The organism is Saccharopolyspora antibiotica, from assembly GCF_047200635.1.
Classification (GTDB): Bacteria; Actinomycetota; Actinomycetes; order Mycobacteriales; family Pseudonocardiaceae; genus Saccharopolyspora_C.
Map to the genome: position 1 here is coordinate 66400 of NZ_JBJZOI010000022.1, position 16858 is coordinate 83257.

Annotated in this window: 12 protein-coding genes; 3 read left to right on the forward strand and 9 right to left on the reverse strand. The window is 74.0% G+C overall.

The features are described 5' to 3' along the window. Positions 1-62: 62 nt before the first annotated feature. The 6 genes from ACL03H_RS18935 to ftsY form a co-directional block, all read right to left on the reverse strand. Positions 63-2048, reverse strand: a complete 1986-nt coding sequence (locus tag ACL03H_RS18935; RefSeq protein WP_412812604.1) for a DEAD/DEAH box helicase — start codon at positions 2046-2048, stop codon at positions 63-65. A 319-nt stretch (positions 2049-2367) separates the two neighbouring features. After that, a complete protein-coding gene (locus ACL03H_RS18940; protein WP_412812605.1) occupies positions 2368-2955 on the reverse strand; it encodes a P-loop nucleotide/nucleoside kinase family protein in 588 nt (195 codons plus the stop codon). 399 nt (positions 2956-3354) lie between these two features. Then, positions 3355-3693, reverse strand: a complete 339-nt coding sequence (locus tag ACL03H_RS18945; RefSeq protein ID WP_412812606.1) for a P-II family nitrogen regulator — start codon at positions 3691-3693, stop codon at positions 3355-3357. Continuing rightward, positions 3690-5027: an ammonium transporter gene (locus ACL03H_RS18950; RefSeq protein WP_412812607.1), complete on the reverse strand. Its 1338-nt coding sequence runs from the start codon at positions 5025-5027 to the stop codon at positions 3690-3692. Before ACL03H_RS18950 ends, ACL03H_RS18945 begins: the two co-directional genes overlap by 4 nt. A gap of 132 nt (positions 5028-5159) precedes the next feature. Then, positions 5160-6353, reverse strand: a complete 1194-nt coding sequence (locus tag ACL03H_RS18955) for a CynX/NimT family MFS transporter (protein WP_412812608.1) — start codon at positions 6351-6353, stop codon at positions 5160-5162. A 97-nt stretch (positions 6354-6450) separates the two neighbouring features. Further along, positions 6451-7875 (reverse strand): signal recognition particle-docking protein FtsY, encoded by a 1425-nt coding sequence (gene ftsY, locus ACL03H_RS18960; protein ID WP_412812609.1) that lies wholly within the window; start codon positions 7873-7875, stop codon positions 6451-6453. Positions 7876-7983: 108 nt separating this feature from the next. On the opposite strand from ftsY, the gene ACL03H_RS18965 reads away from it, so the two are divergent. Then, entirely contained in the window at positions 7984-9177 is a 1194-nt protein-coding gene (locus ACL03H_RS18965; protein ID WP_412812610.1) for an anhydro-N-acetylmuramic acid kinase, read from the forward strand. Next, positions 9174-10685 carry a sodium:solute symporter gene (locus ACL03H_RS18970; RefSeq protein WP_412812611.1) on the forward strand — a complete coding sequence of 504 codons (1512 nt, stop codon included), beginning with the start codon at positions 9174-9176 and terminating at the stop codon, positions 10683-10685. Before ACL03H_RS18965 ends, ACL03H_RS18970 begins: the two co-directional genes overlap by 4 nt. 121 nt (positions 10686-10806) lie before the next feature. Here ACL03H_RS18970 and ACL03H_RS18975 read toward each other — a convergent pair whose 3' ends face one another. Both ACL03H_RS18975 and smc read right to left on the reverse strand, forming a co-directional pair. After that, on the reverse strand, positions 10807-11589 hold the full coding sequence (locus ACL03H_RS18975) for a hypothetical protein (RefSeq protein ID WP_412812612.1): 783 nt from the start codon (positions 11587-11589) through the stop codon (positions 10807-10809). A 153-nt stretch (positions 11590-11742) separates the two neighbouring features. Continuing rightward, on the reverse strand, positions 11743-15426 hold the full coding sequence (smc, locus tag ACL03H_RS18980; protein WP_412812613.1) for a chromosome segregation protein SMC: 3684 nt from the start codon (positions 15424-15426) through the stop codon (positions 11743-11745). A gap of 137 nt (positions 15427-15563) precedes the next feature. Between smc and ACL03H_RS18985 the strand changes: the two genes are divergently transcribed. Then, positions 15564-15872, forward strand: coding sequence for an acylphosphatase (locus tag ACL03H_RS18985; protein WP_412812614.1), 309 nt, complete (start codon positions 15564-15566; stop codon positions 15870-15872). A gap of 535 nt (positions 15873-16407) precedes the next feature. Here the strand turns inward: ACL03H_RS18985 and ACL03H_RS18990 are convergent. Then, positions 16408-16782, reverse strand: a complete 375-nt coding sequence (locus tag ACL03H_RS18990) for a hypothetical protein (protein WP_412812615.1) — start codon at positions 16780-16782, stop codon at positions 16408-16410. Positions 16783-16858 lie beyond the last annotated feature (76 nt).

Below are 16858 nucleotides of genomic sequence, written 5' to 3' on the forward strand. Positions count from 1 at the left end.
CGCGCGCGGCGCGGACGAGCGGGCGGCGCGCCCTCACCGCGGAGGTCGCGCCGCCCTCGTCATCAGGTGCGGTCCCGGCTGGGGCGCTTGCCGTAACCGCCGGAGCGGCCGCCCTGCGGGCTCCGCGGGCCGCCCTTGCGGGGCGGGCGCGGCTTGTCCCGGCTCGGGCGCGGCGGGCGCCGGGTCAGGACCTCGCCCTCGGCCCGGCTGATCCGCAGACCGCGACCGGCGACCTGGGTCTTGCTGAGCCGCCGCAGCATGTCCTCGGGCAGGTTCGCGGGCAGCTCGATGAGCGTGTGCTCGGCCCGGATGTCGATGTGCCCGATGTGCTTGCTGTGCAGGCCGCCCTCGTTGGCCAGCGCACCGACCAGCGCGCTCGGGGTGACCCGGTTCCGGCGCCCGACCTCGACCCGGTAGGTGTCGGTGTCGGAGCCGGCGGGCTCGAAGCCCCCGGCGTCCCGGCCGCGCCGGTTGTCCTGCGGTTCCGGCTCCAGCAGCAGCGGGCGGTCGCCCTGCACCATGCCCACGAGCGCGGCCGCGATCTCCGCCGCCGGCACGTCGTGGGTGCGCTCGTACTCCTGCACGAGGTTGTGGAACAGCTCCAGGCCACCCTTCTCCAGGGTGTCGGTGATGCTCTGCGCGAAGCGGGCGAGCCGCTGGTCGTTGACGTCGTCGACGCTCGGCAGGTCCATCTGCTCGATGGACTGCCGGGTGGCCTTCTCGATGGAGCGCAGCATGTGCCGCTCGCGCGGCGAGACGAACAGGATCGCCTCCCCGCTGCGCCCCGCCCGGCCGGTGCGGCCGATGCGGTGCACGTAGGACTCGCTGTCGTGCGGGATGTCGTAGTTGAGCACGTGCGAGATCCGCTCGACGTCGAGCCCGCGAGCCGCGACGTCGGTGGCCACGAGGATGTCGATCCGGCCCTCGCGCAGGTGGCCGATGGTGCGCTCGCGCTGCGCCTGCGGGACGTCGCCGTTGATGGCGGCGGCGTTGAACCCGCGGGCCTTGAGCTTCTCGGCGAGCTCCTCGGTGATCTGCTTGGTGCGCGCGAACACGATCATCGCGTCGAAGCTCTGCACCTCGAGGATGCGGGTGAGCGCGTCCAGCTTGTAGGGGCCGCGCACCGGCACGAACTTCTGGGTGATGTTGGTGGCGGTGGAGGTCTTGGTCTTGACCGAGATCTCCACCGGCTCGCGCAGGTAGGACTGGCTGATCTTGCGGATCGCACCGGGCATGGTGGCCGAGAACAGCGCCACCTGCCGCTGCGCGGGCACGGACTGCAGGATGCGCTCGACGTCCTCGATGAAGCCCATCCGCAGCATCTCGTCGGCCTCGTCCAGCACCAGGTGCTTGAGGTGACGCAGGTCCAGCGAGCCCTTGTCCAGGTGGTCGATGAGCCGACCCGGGGTGCCGACGACGACGTGCGCGCCGCGCTTGAGCCCGGCCAGCTGCGGGCCGTAGCTCTGACCGCCGTAGATCGGCAGCACGTGGAAGCCGGGCAGGTGCTTGGCGTAGCGCTGGAAGGCCTCCGCGACCTGGATGGCCAGCTCGCGGGTCGGCGCGAGCACCAGGGCCTGCGGACCGGGCGCCCGGAGGTCGAGGTTGGTGAGGATCGGCAGCGCGAAGGCCGCGGTCTTGCCGGTGCCGGTCTGCGCCAGGCCCATCACGTCGCGGCCTTCGAGCAGCGGCGGGATGGTCTGGGACTGGATCGGCGAGGGGTTCTCGTAGCCGAGCTCGCCCAGGACCTTGCGGACCATCGGGTCGAGGTCGAGCGCGTCGAAGCCGTTGGGCTCGTCGGCGGGCTGCTCGGCCGGGGCCTGCTCGTCGGCGGGCTGCGCAGAAGCGGACTGCTCGGCGGCGGGCTGCTCGGCGGCGGGCTGCGCCGGAGCGGGCTGCTCGGCCGGAGCCTGGTCAGCGGCCGCCTGCTCGCTCAGCGCGGATTCGACGGAGTCGATCGAGGCGGTGAGGTCCTGCTCGGCGGCGGGCAGCTCGGTGCTCGCGTCGTCCGCCAGGAGCTGGGCGGACGCGGCGTGATCGATTTGAGGCATGGAAGTAGCGGGTCTCCTGTCAATGGTCGCCAGGGCTGAACCGGGATGCGTCACGGCCCTGCACCGACGTCCACTGCACGCGGCGATCGCAACAGCCAGGTCCGAACACAGCTCCGCCGTCGCCGCCTTCCGAGGGGGCTCGCGCGGGGCTGCTCGCGCATGTCAAGCCGCGCACACCTGGCACGCACACGCACTGTTGCCAGTCACTCGCAGCTCGCTGTCTCAGCCAGGCGCGGCGGGTATCTCCCCCGCGCCGTCGTCCAAGGGTAGCGATCAACCGCTGACGGGGAAGACCCCACCCGTGCCTTCGGGACGAATCTCACCTCGGCCCGGTCACCCGCAGGCCTGCCACCACGTCCTCCCGGGTGAACAGCCGCACGTCCTGCCAGGCGCGCGGAGCCTTCCCGGCCAGCAGCGCGCGGTGGAACCGGTTGGCGCGGTGCACGTGCAGCTGGAACGAGCGGCCGCGGATGAGCCTGCCGCGAGCGTGCTGCCCGGCGAGCGCCTCCTCCGGGCCCACGTGCAGCCACACCAGGACCCGCCGCCGACCGCCGAGCACCGCGAACAGCACCAGCATCAGCCGCGTCGTCCCGCGGGTGGAGGGCTCGTGGGCGATCACCCGACCCTCCGCGCGCAGGCACGCCCAGGCGATGCGCGCGCGGTGCGCGGCGTGCACCAGCGGGCGGTACCAGCGGTACGGGACGGCCGCCGGCAGCAGCGCCCGGAGCCGGGCGCGCACCTGTTCCGAGTCGAGCACCACGGTCCCCGGCGGCGCGGTCAGCTTGTGCAGCACGGTGCTCTTGCCCGCCCCGGGAAGTCCGGCCACGACCAGGAGGGCGCGGCGCGGGGTGCGCACGGAGGGGATCTGACCGCCAGCGCTGGCGGACTCGTCCGAAATGTCCACCACTCGGCCAGATTACGCGACGACGATCTTGCTGCCGCTCGGGGTGAGCGCGGTGGCGCGAACCCGGGGCGGACCGCCCCCTCCACGGTCCGCCCCGGGTTCGCTCCCCCCACCCCCGCCTCCCCGGGATCCCGCCGCGCCGGCCCCCACCGGCCCGGGAATCCCTCCCTCTTCCCCCACCCCCGAGATGCGGATCCGCCCCGCCCGGCGCGGTGCCGTCCCGGCTCTGCGCCCCGGGCGAAGTCTGCCGCGATCGGCGCGGCCGCATGACCGTGAACTCCCCCGAACACCCCTGAGCGGAACTACGCACGCCCCGGAACGCGCCGGAGCGCCGGAGGCGGACCCGCTGGTCCTCCCCCGGCGCTCCGGTGGTCGTGCGGCGCCCGCCGAGCGGGCACGCGGTCAGATCGCGTCCACCCCGGTCTCCCCGGTGCGGACCCGGACGACGGAGTCGACCGCGGTCACCCAGACCTTGCCGTCGCCGACCCTGCCGCTGCGGGCCGCGGCGACGATGCCGTCCACGACCTCGCCCGCCCTGGCGTCGTCCACCAGGACCTCCACCCTGGCCTTGTCCACGAAGTCCACCTCGTACTCGGCTCCCCGGTAGACCTCGGTGTGGCCCTTCTGCCTCCCGTAGCCCTGGGCGTCGCTGACGGTCAGGCCCAGCACGCCCAGCTTGCCGAGGGCGTCCTTCAACGCGTCCACCTTGTTCGGCTGGACGATCGCGGTCACGAGCTTCATGCCTTGCTGCCTTCCAGCTTGCGTTCGGCGCTCTCGGCGCGAACCGGGGACCGGCGGGCCGAGCGACCGTCGCCGAAGTGGTACGCGGCCTCCGCGTGTTCCGTCTCGTCGATGCCCTCGGCCTCGTTCTCCGGGGTCGCGCGGAAACCGACCAGCGCCTTGACGATCCAGGCGAGCACCAGGCTGAGCACGAAGGAGTAGGCGAACACCGCCACCGCTCCGACCGCCTGACGCCACAGCTGGTCGAGACCGCCACCGTAAAGCAGCCCGTTCACCCCGGCCGGTGCCGCGTCGGAGGCGAAGAAGCCGACGAGCAGCGTGCCCACGAGCCCGCCGACGAGGTGCACGCCGACGACGTCGAGCGAGTCGTCGTAACCCAGCCGGTACTTCAGGCTCAGGGCCAGGGCGCAGACCGCCCCGGTGATGCCGCCGACCGCAATGGCGCCCAGCGGGGTCACCGAGGAGCAGGCGGGGGTGATCGCGACCAGCCCGGCGATGATGCCGGAGGCGGCGCCGAGGGTGGTCGCGTGCCCGTCGCGCAGCCGCTCCACCAGCAGCCAGGCCAGCATCGCGGCGCTGGTCGCCACCAGCGTGTTGACCAGGACGACGGCGGCGGAGCTGTCGGCCGCCAGCGCGGAACCGGAGTTGAAGCCGAACCAGCCGAACCACAGCAGCCCGGCGCCGAGCACCACGAACGGCAAGTTGTGCGGCTTGCCGCTCTCCTTCGGCCAACCGGTGCGCTTGCCCAGCACCAGCGCCAGCGCCAGCGCGGCGGCCCCGGCGTTGATGTGCACCGCCGTCCCGCCCGCGAAGTCCACGGCGGCGAGGCGGTTGGCGATCCAGCCCCCGACCGCGGTGACGTTGCCCGCGCCGTCGGTCTCGTCGAACGCGAACACCCAGTGCGCCACCGGGAAGTAGACCACCGTCGCCCACAGCGCGGCGAACAGCAGCCAGGGGCCGAAGCGAGCGCGGTCGGCGATCGCGCCGGAGATCAGCGCCACGGTGAGGATCGCGAACATCGCCTGGAAACCGACGAACGCCAGCGTCGGAATGGTGCCGGAGAGCTGGTCCTCGCCCAGCAGCTGCCCGAGCCCGAAGAACTCGGTCGGATCACCCAGCAGGCCGAGCCCGCCGAGGTCGCTGCCGAACGCGGCCGAGTAGCCGAACAGCACCCACAGCACCCCGACGACGCCGATGCTGCCCAGGCTCATCATGATCATGTTGAGCACGCCCCGGGCGCGGACCATTCCGCCGTAGAAGAACGCCAGCCCTGGTGTCATGAGCAGCACCAGTGCGGCGCTGATCAGCACCCATGCGGTATCGCCTGAATTCACGTCGCCTCCCCGTGCGGACCGAGATGACGGCATCCTGGGAAACGCCTGTTTCAGGCGATCCGTCCGCTCGTTTCGCGGCGGTGAACTGTTCGGGTCCGGGTGTTACGGGGGCGCGCGCGGGTCACCGCCGGGTTACGAGCCGATCACCGAGGGGACCGAACGCGCCCGCCCGGCGCCCAGCCCCGCCGCGATTTGCGCAGCGCACACGCCCAGCAGCAGCACCAGCGGTGCTCCCCAGCCTCCGGTGGCCGCGTGCACCAGCCCGATCACCAGCGGGCCGAACGCGGCGATGAGGTATCCGGCGCCCTGCGCCATGCCGGACAGCGCCGCCGTGGTCTCCGCGTCCGGCGACCGCAGGCCGAACAGGGTCAGCGCGAGCCCGAACGTCGCGCCCTGCGCGAGCCCGAGCAGCACGGCCGCGCCCCAGATCCCGACCGCGCCCGGCGCGTGCAGCACCCCGGTGAACCCGGCCGCGGTGAGCGCCGCGAGGCAGGCCGCGATCCAGCGCTGGTCCCGCGTCCGCCGGCACAGCACCGGCACCGACAGCGAACCGAGCGCCTGCACCGCCGCCTGCACGCCCAGCAGCAGCCCCGCGGTCTCCGGGGACAGCCCGCGGCTGTGCGCCATCGACGGCAACCACCCGAAGACGACGTAGGCCAGCAGCGATTGCAGGCCCATGAACGCGGTGACCTGCCAGGCCAGCGGGTCCCGCCACAGGCGGCCCGGGCGGACGGCGCGCTGCCCGGAGCGCGCGCCGCGCAGCGCGAAGGCGGTGAGCACGAGGGCGAGCAGCACCGGCACGGCCAGCAGCCCCAGCGGCAGGCGCCACTCCGAGCCCAGCGCCCGCCCGAGCGGCACCACGACGCTCGCCGCCGCGGCCCCGCCGAGGGTGAGGCACATCGTGTAGAGCGCCGTCACCGCGGGGACCCGCTCCGGGAAGTCGCGCTTGATCAGGCCGGGCAGCGCCACGTTCGCCACCGCGATCCCGGCGCCCACCACCACGGTCCCGCCCAGCAGCGTCCACACCGACCCGAACGAGCGGAGCAGGTTCCCGGCCAGCAGCACCACCAGGCAGGCCACCAGCACCCGCTCGTCGCCGAAGCGCTGCCGCAGCCGCGGCGCCACGAAGGCGAACACCCCCAGGCACACCACCGGCAGCGTCGTGAGCACCCCGCCGAACGCGCTGGAGAGCCCCAGGTCGGCCAAGATCCGATCCAGCACCGGCGCGACCGCCGTCACCGGTGGCCGCAGCGCCAGCGCCACGAGCACGACCAGCACCAGGGTTCCCGCCGCGAGCCGCCCGGCCTGCCTCTCCCGCACCGTCACGCCCGCCAGTCCACCACGGAAGCCGGATCACCCGATACGTGATCTGCTCCGCACCCCCGGCGCGCGCGGGCGAGGTCCGCCCGGCGCCGGGAGGCGATCAGCCCAGCAGGGCGTCGACGAAGGCCTCGGGCTCGAAGGGCGCGAGGTCGTCGGGCCCCTCGCCGAGGCCGACGAGCTTGACGGGGACGCCGAGCTCGCGCTGCACCTGGAAGACGATGCCGCCCTTGGCGGTGCCGTCGAGCTTGGTGAGCACGATGCCGGTCACGTCCACCACCTCGGAGAACACCCGCGCCTGCACCAGGCCGTTCTGGCCGGTCGTCGCGTCGAGCACCAGCAGCACCTCGTCGACCTGGGCGCGCTTCTCCACCACCCGCTTGACCTTGCCGAGCTCGTCCATCAGCCCCGTCTTGGTGTGCAAGCGGCCCGCGGTGTCCACCAGCACCGCGTCCACGCCCACCTCACCGGCTCGGGAGACGGATTCGAACGCGACGCTCGCCGGGTCCTGCCCCTCGTTGCCGCGCACCACCTCGGCGCCGACCCGCTCGCCCCAGGTGGCGAGCTGCTCGACCGCGGCCGCGCGGAACGTGTCGGCCGCGCCGAGCAGCACCCGATGGCCGTCGGCGACGAGCACGCGGGCCAGCTTCCCGGTGGTGGTGGTCTTTCCGGTGCCGTTGACCCCGACCACGAGCAGCACGGCCGGCTTCCCGCCCTGCGCGGGATCGCCGTGCGGGAGCGCCCGCACCGAGCGGGCCGCCTCGGTGCTCAGCGCGTCGACGAGGACCTCGCGCAGCAGCGACCGGGCCTCCTCGGGAGTCCGCACGCCGCGCGAGGCGATCTCGGTGCGCAGCCGCTCGACGATCTCGGTCGTGGTGGCCGCGCCGAGGTCGGCGAGCAGGAGGGTGTCCTCGACCTCCTCCCAGGAGTCCTCGTCCAGATCGCCCGCGCCGAGCAGGCCGAGCAGGCCCTGACCGAGCGAGGAGCGCGAGCGGGACAACCTGCCGCGCAGCCGCTCCAGGCGGCCCTCGGTCGGTTCGATCTCCTCGATCTCCGCGAGCTGCTCGGGCTCGGCGGGGGCGGGCTCCGGCGGGGCCTCGGCGCGGTCCTGACCGGGCAGCTCCACGGGCGCCGAGCCGGTCGGCGCGGTGTCGGCGGGCTGCTCGCGGGGCGTGCCGGTCTCGGCCTCCACCTCGCCCTCCGCCGGGAGCGGGACGTCCACGATCCCGGGGCGCGCGCTGTCCCTCGGCTCCGCGGCGTCGTCGCCGACGCCGGGCTCGCCGTCGGTCTCCGGGCGCTGCTCGACCGGGTGCTCCGGCGGGGCGGTCGCGGTCGCGCCGCTGGAGAAGCTGAAGCCGCCACCCGCCTGGTAACCGCCGCCCTGCACGGCCGAGCGCTCGGCCTCCTGCTCCCGCAGGCTGATGCGGCGCCTGCGCGCCAGCACGATGCCGGTGACCACGGCCAGGACCAGCACCACAACGACGACAACGGCGATCAGGATCAGGTTCGAGGTGGACACGGCGCCCATCCTCGCACCCTCCCGGAGCAGCGGCGGAGCAACCCCAAGGTGGGCGATTAACCAACAATGGCGGAAAGGCGCTTGCATCCCCCAGCGACGTGCAATACACCACTGAGCATGTCCTCGTGCCGGGTGCTGGGCCTGCTGTCCGGGACGTCGATGGACGGCATCGACGTCGCGGTCGCCGAGCTGCGCCCGCTCGGCGACGGGGTGGCCGAGCTGCGCCCGGTCGGGTGCACCGAACTCCCCTACCCCGCCGGGCTGCGGGAACGGCTGGTGGCGGCGCTGCCCCCGGCGGAGCTGGACGCGCGCGAGTTCTGCGCGCTCGACACCGAGGTGGGCCGCGCCTTCGCCGAGGCGGCGGAGCGGGGCACCGCCGAGTTCGGCGACGTCGACCTGGTCGCCTCGCTCGGGCAGACCCTCTACCACTGGGTCGAGGACGGCCGGGCGCGCGGCACCACCCAGCTCGGCCAGCCGGCGTGGATCGCCGAGGCGACCGGACGGCCGGTGATCGCGGACCTGCGGGCCCGCGACGTCGCCGCGGGCGGGCACGGGGCTCCGCTGGCGGGCGTGCTCGACGCGCTGTGGCTCGCCGGACGGCCCGGACCGGCGATCGCGCTGAACCTCGGGGGGATCGCGAACATCACCGTCGTCGGCGGCCCCGAGCCGCTGGCCTACGACACCGGCCCGGGCAACGCCCTGCTGGACGCGGCCGCGTGGCGGGTCACCGACGGGGCGGCCACCAGCGACCTCGGCGGTCGGCTCGCGGCGGCGGGCCGGGTGCACCCCGGCCTGCTGGCGGAGATGCTCGCCGACGACTACTACCGCTCGCCCCCGCCCAAGTCGACCGGCAAGGAGCACTTCGGCCCCGCCTACCTCGCCGAGGCCGTGCGCGAGGTGGCGCTCAGCGGGCCCGACCTGCTGGCCACGCTCACCGAGCTGACCGCCGCCACCGTCGCCGACGCCTGCCTGGCGCACGCCCCGCGCTGCGTCGTCGCCTCCGGCGGCGGGGTGCGCAACCCGGCCTTGATGGCGGCGCTGCGGGCGCGGCTGGGCGAGGTCGAGCTGCGGGTCAGCGACGAGCTCGGCCTGCCCGCGGACGGCAAGGAGGGCTACCTGACGGCGCTGCTGGGCTGGTTGACCTGGAACGGCCTGCCGGGCAACGTGCCGGGGACGACGGGCGCCGAGGGCCCGCGGCTGCTCGGCTCGATCACGCCGGGCGCCGGGCCGCTGCGCTTGCCGGAACCCGCGAGCGAACCGGTGCGCCGCCTGCGCATCGCCCACTCCACCACCCCACGGGAGGCCGCATGAGGTCCATCGATCTCGTCGTGATCGGGTTGTACCTGGTCGCGATGCCGTTGCTGGGCTTGCTGCTCAGCGGTCGGCAGCGCAGTTCGCGGGAGTACTTCGTCGGCAGCCGCACGCTGCCCTGGTGGGCGGTGTGCTTCTCCGTGGTCGCCACCGAGACCTCCACGCTGACCGTGATCAGCGTGCCGACGGTGGCCTACCTCGGCACCTTCACCTACCTGCAGCTGGCGATCGGCTACCTGATCGGCCGGGTGGTCGTCGCGTTCGTGCTGCTGCCGAAGTACTACGCGGGCAACCTGGTCAGCGCCTACGAGTTCCTCGGGCAGCGGTTCGGCTCCGCGTTGCAGGGCACCGCCTCGGTCACCTTCCTCATCACCCGGTTGCTCGCGGACGGGTTGCGGCTGTTCGCCACGGCGATCCCGGTGAAGGTGATGCTGGAGGTCTTCGGGCTCAGCGTCTCCTACTGGCAGATCGTGCTGGCGCTGTCGGCGCTCACCGTGGTCTACACCTACCTCGGCGGGATCAAGGCCGTGGTGTGGGTGGACGCGATCCAGATGTTCGTCTACGTGGCCGGGGCGGTGGGGGCCGCGGTGGTGCTCGTCGGCGCCCTGCCCGGCGACTGGGCGTCCACCGCCTGGGAGGCGGGCAAGTTCCAGCTGTTCGACTTCGGCGCCTCGATCGTCACCGAGCAGTACGCCTTCTTCACCGCGGTGATCGGCGGCGCGGTGTTCGCGATGGCCTCGCACGGCGCCGATCAGCTCATGGTGCAGCGGCTGCTGTCCTGCCGGAACCTCCGGGACAGCCAGCTCGCGCTGATCGCCAGCGGCGTCGTGGTCGCCTTCCAGTTCGGGTTGTTCCTGTTCATCGGCACCCAGCTGTGGTCGTTCTACCGGGGCGCGGACCCCTCGGCGATGGGCATGGGCAGCGATGACGAGCTGTTCCCCCGGTTCATCGTCACCGAGCTGCCGCCGGGGCTGTCCGGGCTGCTGATCGCGGGCATCCTCGCGGCGGCGATGAGCACCCTGTCGTCCTCGCTGAACTCGCTGTCCACTTCCACCGTGAGCGACCTGTACCGGCGGATCGGGCGGCGCGACGTCGACGACGCGAGCGTGCTGCGGCTCGGCAAGGTCTGGACGCTGGTGTGGGCGCTGGTGTTCGTCGTGTTCGCCTCGCTGTTCAGCGGCACCGACAACCCGGTGGTGGAGATCGGGCTCAGCATCGCCAGCTACACCTACGGCGCGCTGCTGGGGGCGTTCCTGCTGGGGTTGCTGGTGCGGCGGGCGCGGCAGGCCGACGCGATCATCGCGTTCGTGTCGACGCTGGTGGTGGTGCTGGTCCTCGCGTTCGGCGTGACCTTCCCGGACGGGGAGGGCGGCGAGGCTTCGCTGGCGTTCCCGTGGTTCACCCCCGTCGGGGTGCTCGTCACGCTGCTCGTCGGCGGCCTGCTCTCGCTGCGGCACCCGGTCCCGCCCGCGCCGGAGCGGACCGAGGCGGTCGGCGAGCGGGCCTGATCAGGGGTCCGGTGCGGGCCCGCGCCCGCACCGGATCACGATCATCGAACCGGGAATGCCCGCTATTAGCAGCGGCTGACCGCGCCCATCATGATCAGCAGCCCGCTGACCTGCGCTCTCCTCAGAGCAACTGCGGCAGCATCCCGATGAGCAGGCCCAGCACCGCCGCGAGGACGCACAGCGCGACCGTCAGCCCCACGTTCGGCGTGGACTGCGGCACCGGCCCGATCGCGCCGGAACCGAAGGTCTGCATGGGCGGCTTGTAGTAGGCCTCCAGCTGCCTGCCCGGCTGCACCGGGATCACGGCGGTGGCCGAGCCGAACTTCCACAGGTAGTTCACGTGCACCTCGACCCGGTGCTGACCGGGCGGCAGGTCGATCACCGTGGCGCCCCAGCTCGCGGGCGGGCCCGGCTGGCCGTTGATCGTCACGCCCGGCTTGAACAGCCCGAGGGTGAACGCCAGCGCGGGGTAGGAGGCGTTGAGCACGATCCGCCCCATGCCGGCGGGCGGCGGCCCCGGCAGCGCTCGCGGCATCCCGGGCGGGAGGGCCTGGTGCGGCTGACCGGGATGCGGGTGGCCGGGCGGGGCGAACTGCTGCGGCCACGGCGCGGATCCCGGGGGCGCCGGAGGGCCGGGCGGGGGCTGCTGCCCCGGGTGCGGCTGACCGCCCGGGTAGGGGTGGGACTGCTGCGGCAGCGGGCCGGAAACCGGGTGCGCCCCGGAGCTCGGGGGCTGCTGCGGGAACGAGCCGGACCCCGGGTTCGGCTGCCAGGGGTGCGGCTGCGGGAACGGTCCGGACGCCGGGTGGGGCTGCGCGAACGGCCCGGAGGCGGGCCCCTGCGGTGCCGGAGCTCCGGGCTGGGGGTGCGGCTGTCCCGGCGGTGGGCCGTGGGGCTGCGACATGAGGGCCTCCTGGGGCACGACGAGCGCGACGCACACCGTAATGCCCTGAGCCGGGCGCACCGGCCCCCGCCCCGGATCGGATCGATCCACCGGGACCCGTGACGCCGCGCGGGCCACCGCGCACCAGGAATCCCGGCGCGGCCGATCGGCGGGTCAGGCCCCCGCCGGGCCCGCCTGCGCCGAGGTGGCGGTGGCGTCGGCGGGAGCCGAACCGTCGACGACGGCCTCCGGTGGCGGTCCCTCCCCGGAGGTCTTGCCCCGCGCCCCGCGCAGCCGCTGCGAGATCACCGTGGTGATGCCGTCGCCGCGCATGCTCACGCCGTAGAGCGCGTCGGCGATCTCCATCGTCGGCTTCTGGTGAGTGATGATGAGCAGCTGCGAGGTGCTGCGCAGCTGGTCCAGCAGGATGATCAACCGCCGCAGGTTGGTGTCGTCGAGCGCGGCCTCCACCTCGTCGAGCACGTAGAACGGCGAGGGCCGGGCCCGGAAGATGGACACCAGCATCGCGACCGCGGTCAGCGACTTCTCACCACCGGACAGCAGCGAGAGCCGCTTGACCTTCTTGCCCGGCGGCCGGGCCTCCACCTCGATGCCGGTGGTGAGCATGTCGTCCGGGTCGGTGAGCACCAGCCGCCCGTCACCGCCCGGGAACAGCACCGAGAAGACCTTCTCGAACTCGGCGGCCACGTCGTGGAAGGCGGACTGGAAGACCTCCAGGATCTTCTCGTCGACCTCCTTGACGACGTCCAGCAGGTCGCGGCGGGTGGACTTGACGTCCTCCAGCTGCGTGGACAGGAACCGGTAGCGCTCCTCCAGCGCCGCGTACTCCTCCAGCGCCAGCGGGTTGACCTTGCCCAGCAGCGAGAGGTCCTTCTCCGCTCGCTTGGCGCGGCGCTCCTGGGTGGCGCGGTCGTACGGGACCGGGGGCGGCGCGGTGACGTCCTCGCCGCGCTCCTTGGCCGCCTCGTACTCGGCCACCTCGGCCGGGCTCGGCGGCACCGGGACCGAGGGGCCGTACTCCCCTGCGAGGTCGTCGAGACCGATCCCGAAGTCTTCGATGATCTTGGTTTCGAGCTGTTCGATGCGCAGCCGCTGCTCGGCGCGCACCACCTCGTCGCGGTGCACGGCGTCGGTGAGCTTCTCCAGCTCGCCGGACAGCTCGCGCACCCGTGCGCGCACGGCGCCGAGCGCCTGCTCGTGCTCGCGCTGCAACGCCTGCGCGGAGTCGCGCTCCTCGGTGGCGCGGCGCAACGAGACGGCGATCCGCTCCAGGGCCCGCTCGGCGCCGTCGACGACGGCCCGCGCGACCCGGGCGCCCCGCTCCCTGGCCTGCCGGGCGGCCTCGGCCCGCGCGCGGGCCTCGCGTTCCTGCCGGGCGGCGCGGCGGAGCTGGTCGGCGCGGCCCTGCACGGCGCGGGCCCGCTCCTCAGCGGTGCGCTGGCCGAGGCGGGCGTCCATCTCCTCCTGCCGCAGGGTGCTGAGCTCGCCGCCCAGCCGGTCGCGCAGCTCGGTGTCCGGTTCGGCCTGCTCCTCCTGCTCGTCCTTGACGGCGGCGAGCCGTTCCTCCAGCTCGGCCAGCGCGGACAGCGCCTGCTCCCGGGACTGCTCGACCTTCGCGCGCTGCTGGCGCACCCGCTCCACCTCGGCGGCGGCGGACTGCGCGGCCTTGCGCAGGCTGGAGAGCCGTTCGGAGCTGCGAGCCGCCGCGACCTTGGCCTCGTTGAGCTGTTCCTGCACGGCGCGGACCTCGTCGCGGCGGGACTGCTCCTCAGCGCGGGCGCCTTCCAGGGCGGCCGAGTGCTGCTCGAGGCGGCGCTGCGCGGCGGTGAGCTCCTGCTCGGCCTCGGCGACGGCGGCCTGCACCTCGATCGCGCTCTGCGCGTCGTCGGAGCCGCCCGCCGCCCAGTGCCCGCCGAGCACGTCGCCGTCCCGGGTGACAGCGGTGATCTCGGGGTGCGCCTCGACCAGGTCCCGGGCGGCGGTGAGATCGGCGACGACCGCGGTGCGGTGCAGCGCCCTGGTCACCGCCGCGCGCAGGCCTTCGGGCGCGCGCACCAGGTCCGCGGCCCAGTCGGCCCCGCCCGGCAGCGACGGCCAGTCGCCGCGCTCGGGTTCGCCGGCCCCGCCGACGAGCACCCCGGCCCTTCCGGCGGCGTCGGCCTTGAGCAGCTCCAGCGCGCTGACGGCATCACCGACGCCGGTGACGGCGACCGCGTCCGCGACGGCGCCGAGCGCGGCGGCCAGCGCGGCCTCCGCACCGGGGTCGACGGTGAGCAGCGCCGCGACCGACCCGAGCAGACCGGGCACGCCGTCGCCCGCGGCCAGCAGCGCCCCGGCGCCGTCCTTGCGGTTCAGGCCCATCGACAGCGCCTCGACGCGCGCCTGCCAGGAGGCGATCTCGCGCTCGGCGGCGCGTTCGGACTTGACCAGCTCCTCGACGCGGGAGCGGGCGGCGTCCCGGGCCGCGGCCGCGTTGGACTGCCGCTCGGCGAGTCCGGCGTCGTCGGACTCCTGCCCGCCGCTGTCCGCCTCGGCATCGGCGAACGCGGTCTCGGCGACCTCGGCGCGCTCCTGGGACTCGGCGAGCGAGACGTTCAGCCGCTCCAGCTCGTCGGAGGTCGCGCCCGCCTTGCTGCGCATCGATTCGACCTGCCCGGACAGCCGCGCGACGCCCTCGCGCCGGTCGGCGATGGCGCGCACGGCGGCCAGGTGCTCGCGTTCGGCGTCCTTCAGCCTGGATTCCAGGTCGGCGCGGCGGCGCACCACCTCGGCCAGCACCTCGCGGGCCCGCTCGACCTCCTCGCGCAGCTCGATCTCCTGCTCGGCGGCCTCCTCCGCCTCGGCGTCGAGCAGGTCGGGATCGCGGCCGGTGCGCTGCTCGGTGTTCTGCGCGGTGAGGTGCTTGTGCCGCTCGGCGGCGAGCCGCAGCGCGCCGTGCAGCCGCTCCTCCAGCGCGGAGAGCCGGTACCAGGTGTCCTGGGCGAGGTTGAGGCGCGGCGCGTCGGCGGCGACCTTCTCCTCCAGCCCCTTCTCCTCCGACTGGGCGAATTGCAGGCCGCGCTCCACCTCGGTGCGCTTGGCCCTGGCCTCTTCCTGGTCGGCCTGGTCGCGGGCGAGGTCGGCGCGGGCGGTGAGCAGGTCGTCGGCGATGAGGCGCAGTCGCGCGTCCCGCAGATCGGCCTGGACGGTCTGCGCCTTGCGCGCGATCTCGGCCTGCTTGCCGAGCGGCTTGAGCTGGCGGCGCAGCTCACCGGTGAGGTCGGTCAGGCGCGTGAGGTTGGCCTGCATCGCGTCGAGCTTCCGCAGCGCCTTCTCCTTGCGCTTGCGGTGCTTGAGCACGCCCGCGGCCTCCTCGACGAGCCTGCGGTGCTCGTCCGGCTTGGCCTGCAGGATCGAGGCGAGCTGGCCCTGCCCGACGATGACGTGCATCTCGCGGCCGATGCCGGAGTCGGAGAGCAGCTCCTGCACGTCCATCAGGCGGCAGCCGCTGCCGTTGATCTCGTACTCGCTCGCGCCATCCCGGTACATCCGGCGGGTGATCGAGACCTCGGTGTACTCGATGGGCAGCGCGCCGTCGGCGTTGTCGATGGTGAGGGTGACCTCGGCGCGGCCCAGCGGGGCGCGCCCGGAGGTCCCGGCGAAGATGACGTCCTCCATCTTGCCGCCGCGCAGATCCTTCGCGCCCTGCTCGCCCATCACCCAGCGCAGGGCGTCCAGCACGTTGGACTTGCCGGAGCCGTTGGGCCCCACCACGCAGGTGATTCCCGGTTCGAAGCGCAGCGTGGTGGCCGAGGCGAAGGACTTGAACCCCTTGAGCGTCAGGCTCTTCAAGTGCACGGCTGCGAACGACCTTTCCGCGAGTGCGATTGCGTGCGGCGTTCGGCAGAGCGTACCCGGCGCCGCACGCGCCACCTCGCAGAACCGCTCCGGGCCCGGCCCGGCGCGCGCCGATCCGCGGCGGGCATCATGCGGGTGTGAGCGACCACGAGGAGATCTCCGCCGGAGCCGGCGAGCAGGCCCGGCTGACCGCCTGGGTGCACGGGCACGTCCAGGGCGTCGGCTTCCGCTGGTGGACCCGTTCCCGCGCCCTGGAGCTCGGACTGGTCGGCAGCGCCACGAACCTGCCCGCCCGCCGGGTCGAGGTGGTGGCCGAGGGCCCCCGGGACGCCTGCGAGCGGCTGCTGGCCGCGCTGCGCTCCGGCGACGCGCCAGGCCGCGTCGAGCACGTGGCCGAGCAGTGGTCGGCGCCGAAGGGCGGGCGCACGGACTTCGTCGAGCGCTGACCCGCTGACCGGCCCGTTCGACCGGCGAATCGGGGCGGACGAACCGGTGCCCCGGTGGTCCGGGACGTCCTCTCGTGCCCGGGTCGCGCTCCGCGATCACCCGAAAGTGTCTGATCTTGACGAAAGTGCCAGCGCAGCACGCGGATCGCGCTCCGAGGCGGAAGGCACCCGCGCTCGGTGGGGCTTGCCAGGGCGGCTACCGTGTCGCGAGATCCACGCGCTTCGTCCGGAAAGTCGGCTCAGATCCGAACCGGGCGCTGCCGGTAGCAGCGGCACGGGTTCGCCGGCCCGTGCCGTCGGGACTGAACGAGTGGGACACGATGGACCCTTTGACACCTGACCCCGCCGCGCAGGCCGGGGAGTCACCCGGGGCGCGGCCCCGTCGGCTCGCCCTGTGGGCGACCGCCGGAGTGGTCGTGGCCACCGGATTCGCTGCCTCGGCCGCGGTCATCGTCGGTGATCAGCAACGCCAGGACGCGGCGGAGGAGTTCCCGGCCGTCTCGCCGGGCGAGACCACGCTGCTCACCACGAGCGGCTACCCGGGGGTGTCGCGTCCCTCCGGGCCGCCGCTGCTGGGGCCACCTCCGGCTCCGTCCCCGGGCACCTCCTCGGCGGCGGTGGAGATCACCACCACCGAATCGGACGATCCGACGAGCGGTGAGACCGAGCTCCCGCCCCCGCCCGGCGACTCCCCCGAGCCCCCGCGCCCGAGCGCGCCGCCACCGGACTCCGGCCCCCCGCCGCCTCCGCCGCCCCCGCCGACGTCCTCGACGTCGCCGCCCCCGTCGAGCACCTCCCCGCCGCCGAGCTCGGACCCGACGACCCCACCGACGGAGACCACGTCCAGCGGCTCGTCCTCGGCGCCGCGCCCCGGTCCGACCTCGACGAGCTCCTCCCCCGGGTCGACCACCTCGGAGGAGTCGTCCGCTTCGTCCGGTTCGGCCGCCTGACCGTCACGGACCGCGTCCGATCGGCTCGGGCCGGTG

Coding starts and splice junctions, on each gene's coding strand:
- ACL03H_RS18975 (WP_412812612.1), bottom strand. CDS start 11,589: ATGTCGCAGCCCCACGGCCCACCGCCGGGACAGCCGCACCCCCAGCCC.
- ACL03H_RS18935 (WP_412812604.1), bottom strand. CDS start 2,048: ATGCCTCAAATCGATCACGCCGCGTCCGCCCAGCTCCTGGCGGACGAC.
- ftsY (WP_412812609.1), bottom strand. CDS start 7,875: ATGGGCGCCGTGTCCACCTCGAACCTGATCCTGATCGCCGTTGTCGTC.
- ACL03H_RS18945 (WP_412812606.1), bottom strand. CDS start 3,693: ATGAAGCTCGTGACCGCGATCGTCCAGCCGAACAAGGTGGACGCGTTG.
- ACL03H_RS18970 (WP_412812611.1), top strand. CDS start 9,174: ATGAGGTCCATCGATCTCGTCGTGATCGGGTTGTACCTGGTCGCGATG.
- ACL03H_RS18965 (WP_412812610.1), top strand. CDS start 7,984: ATGTCCTCGTGCCGGGTGCTGGGCCTGCTGTCCGGGACGTCGATGGAC.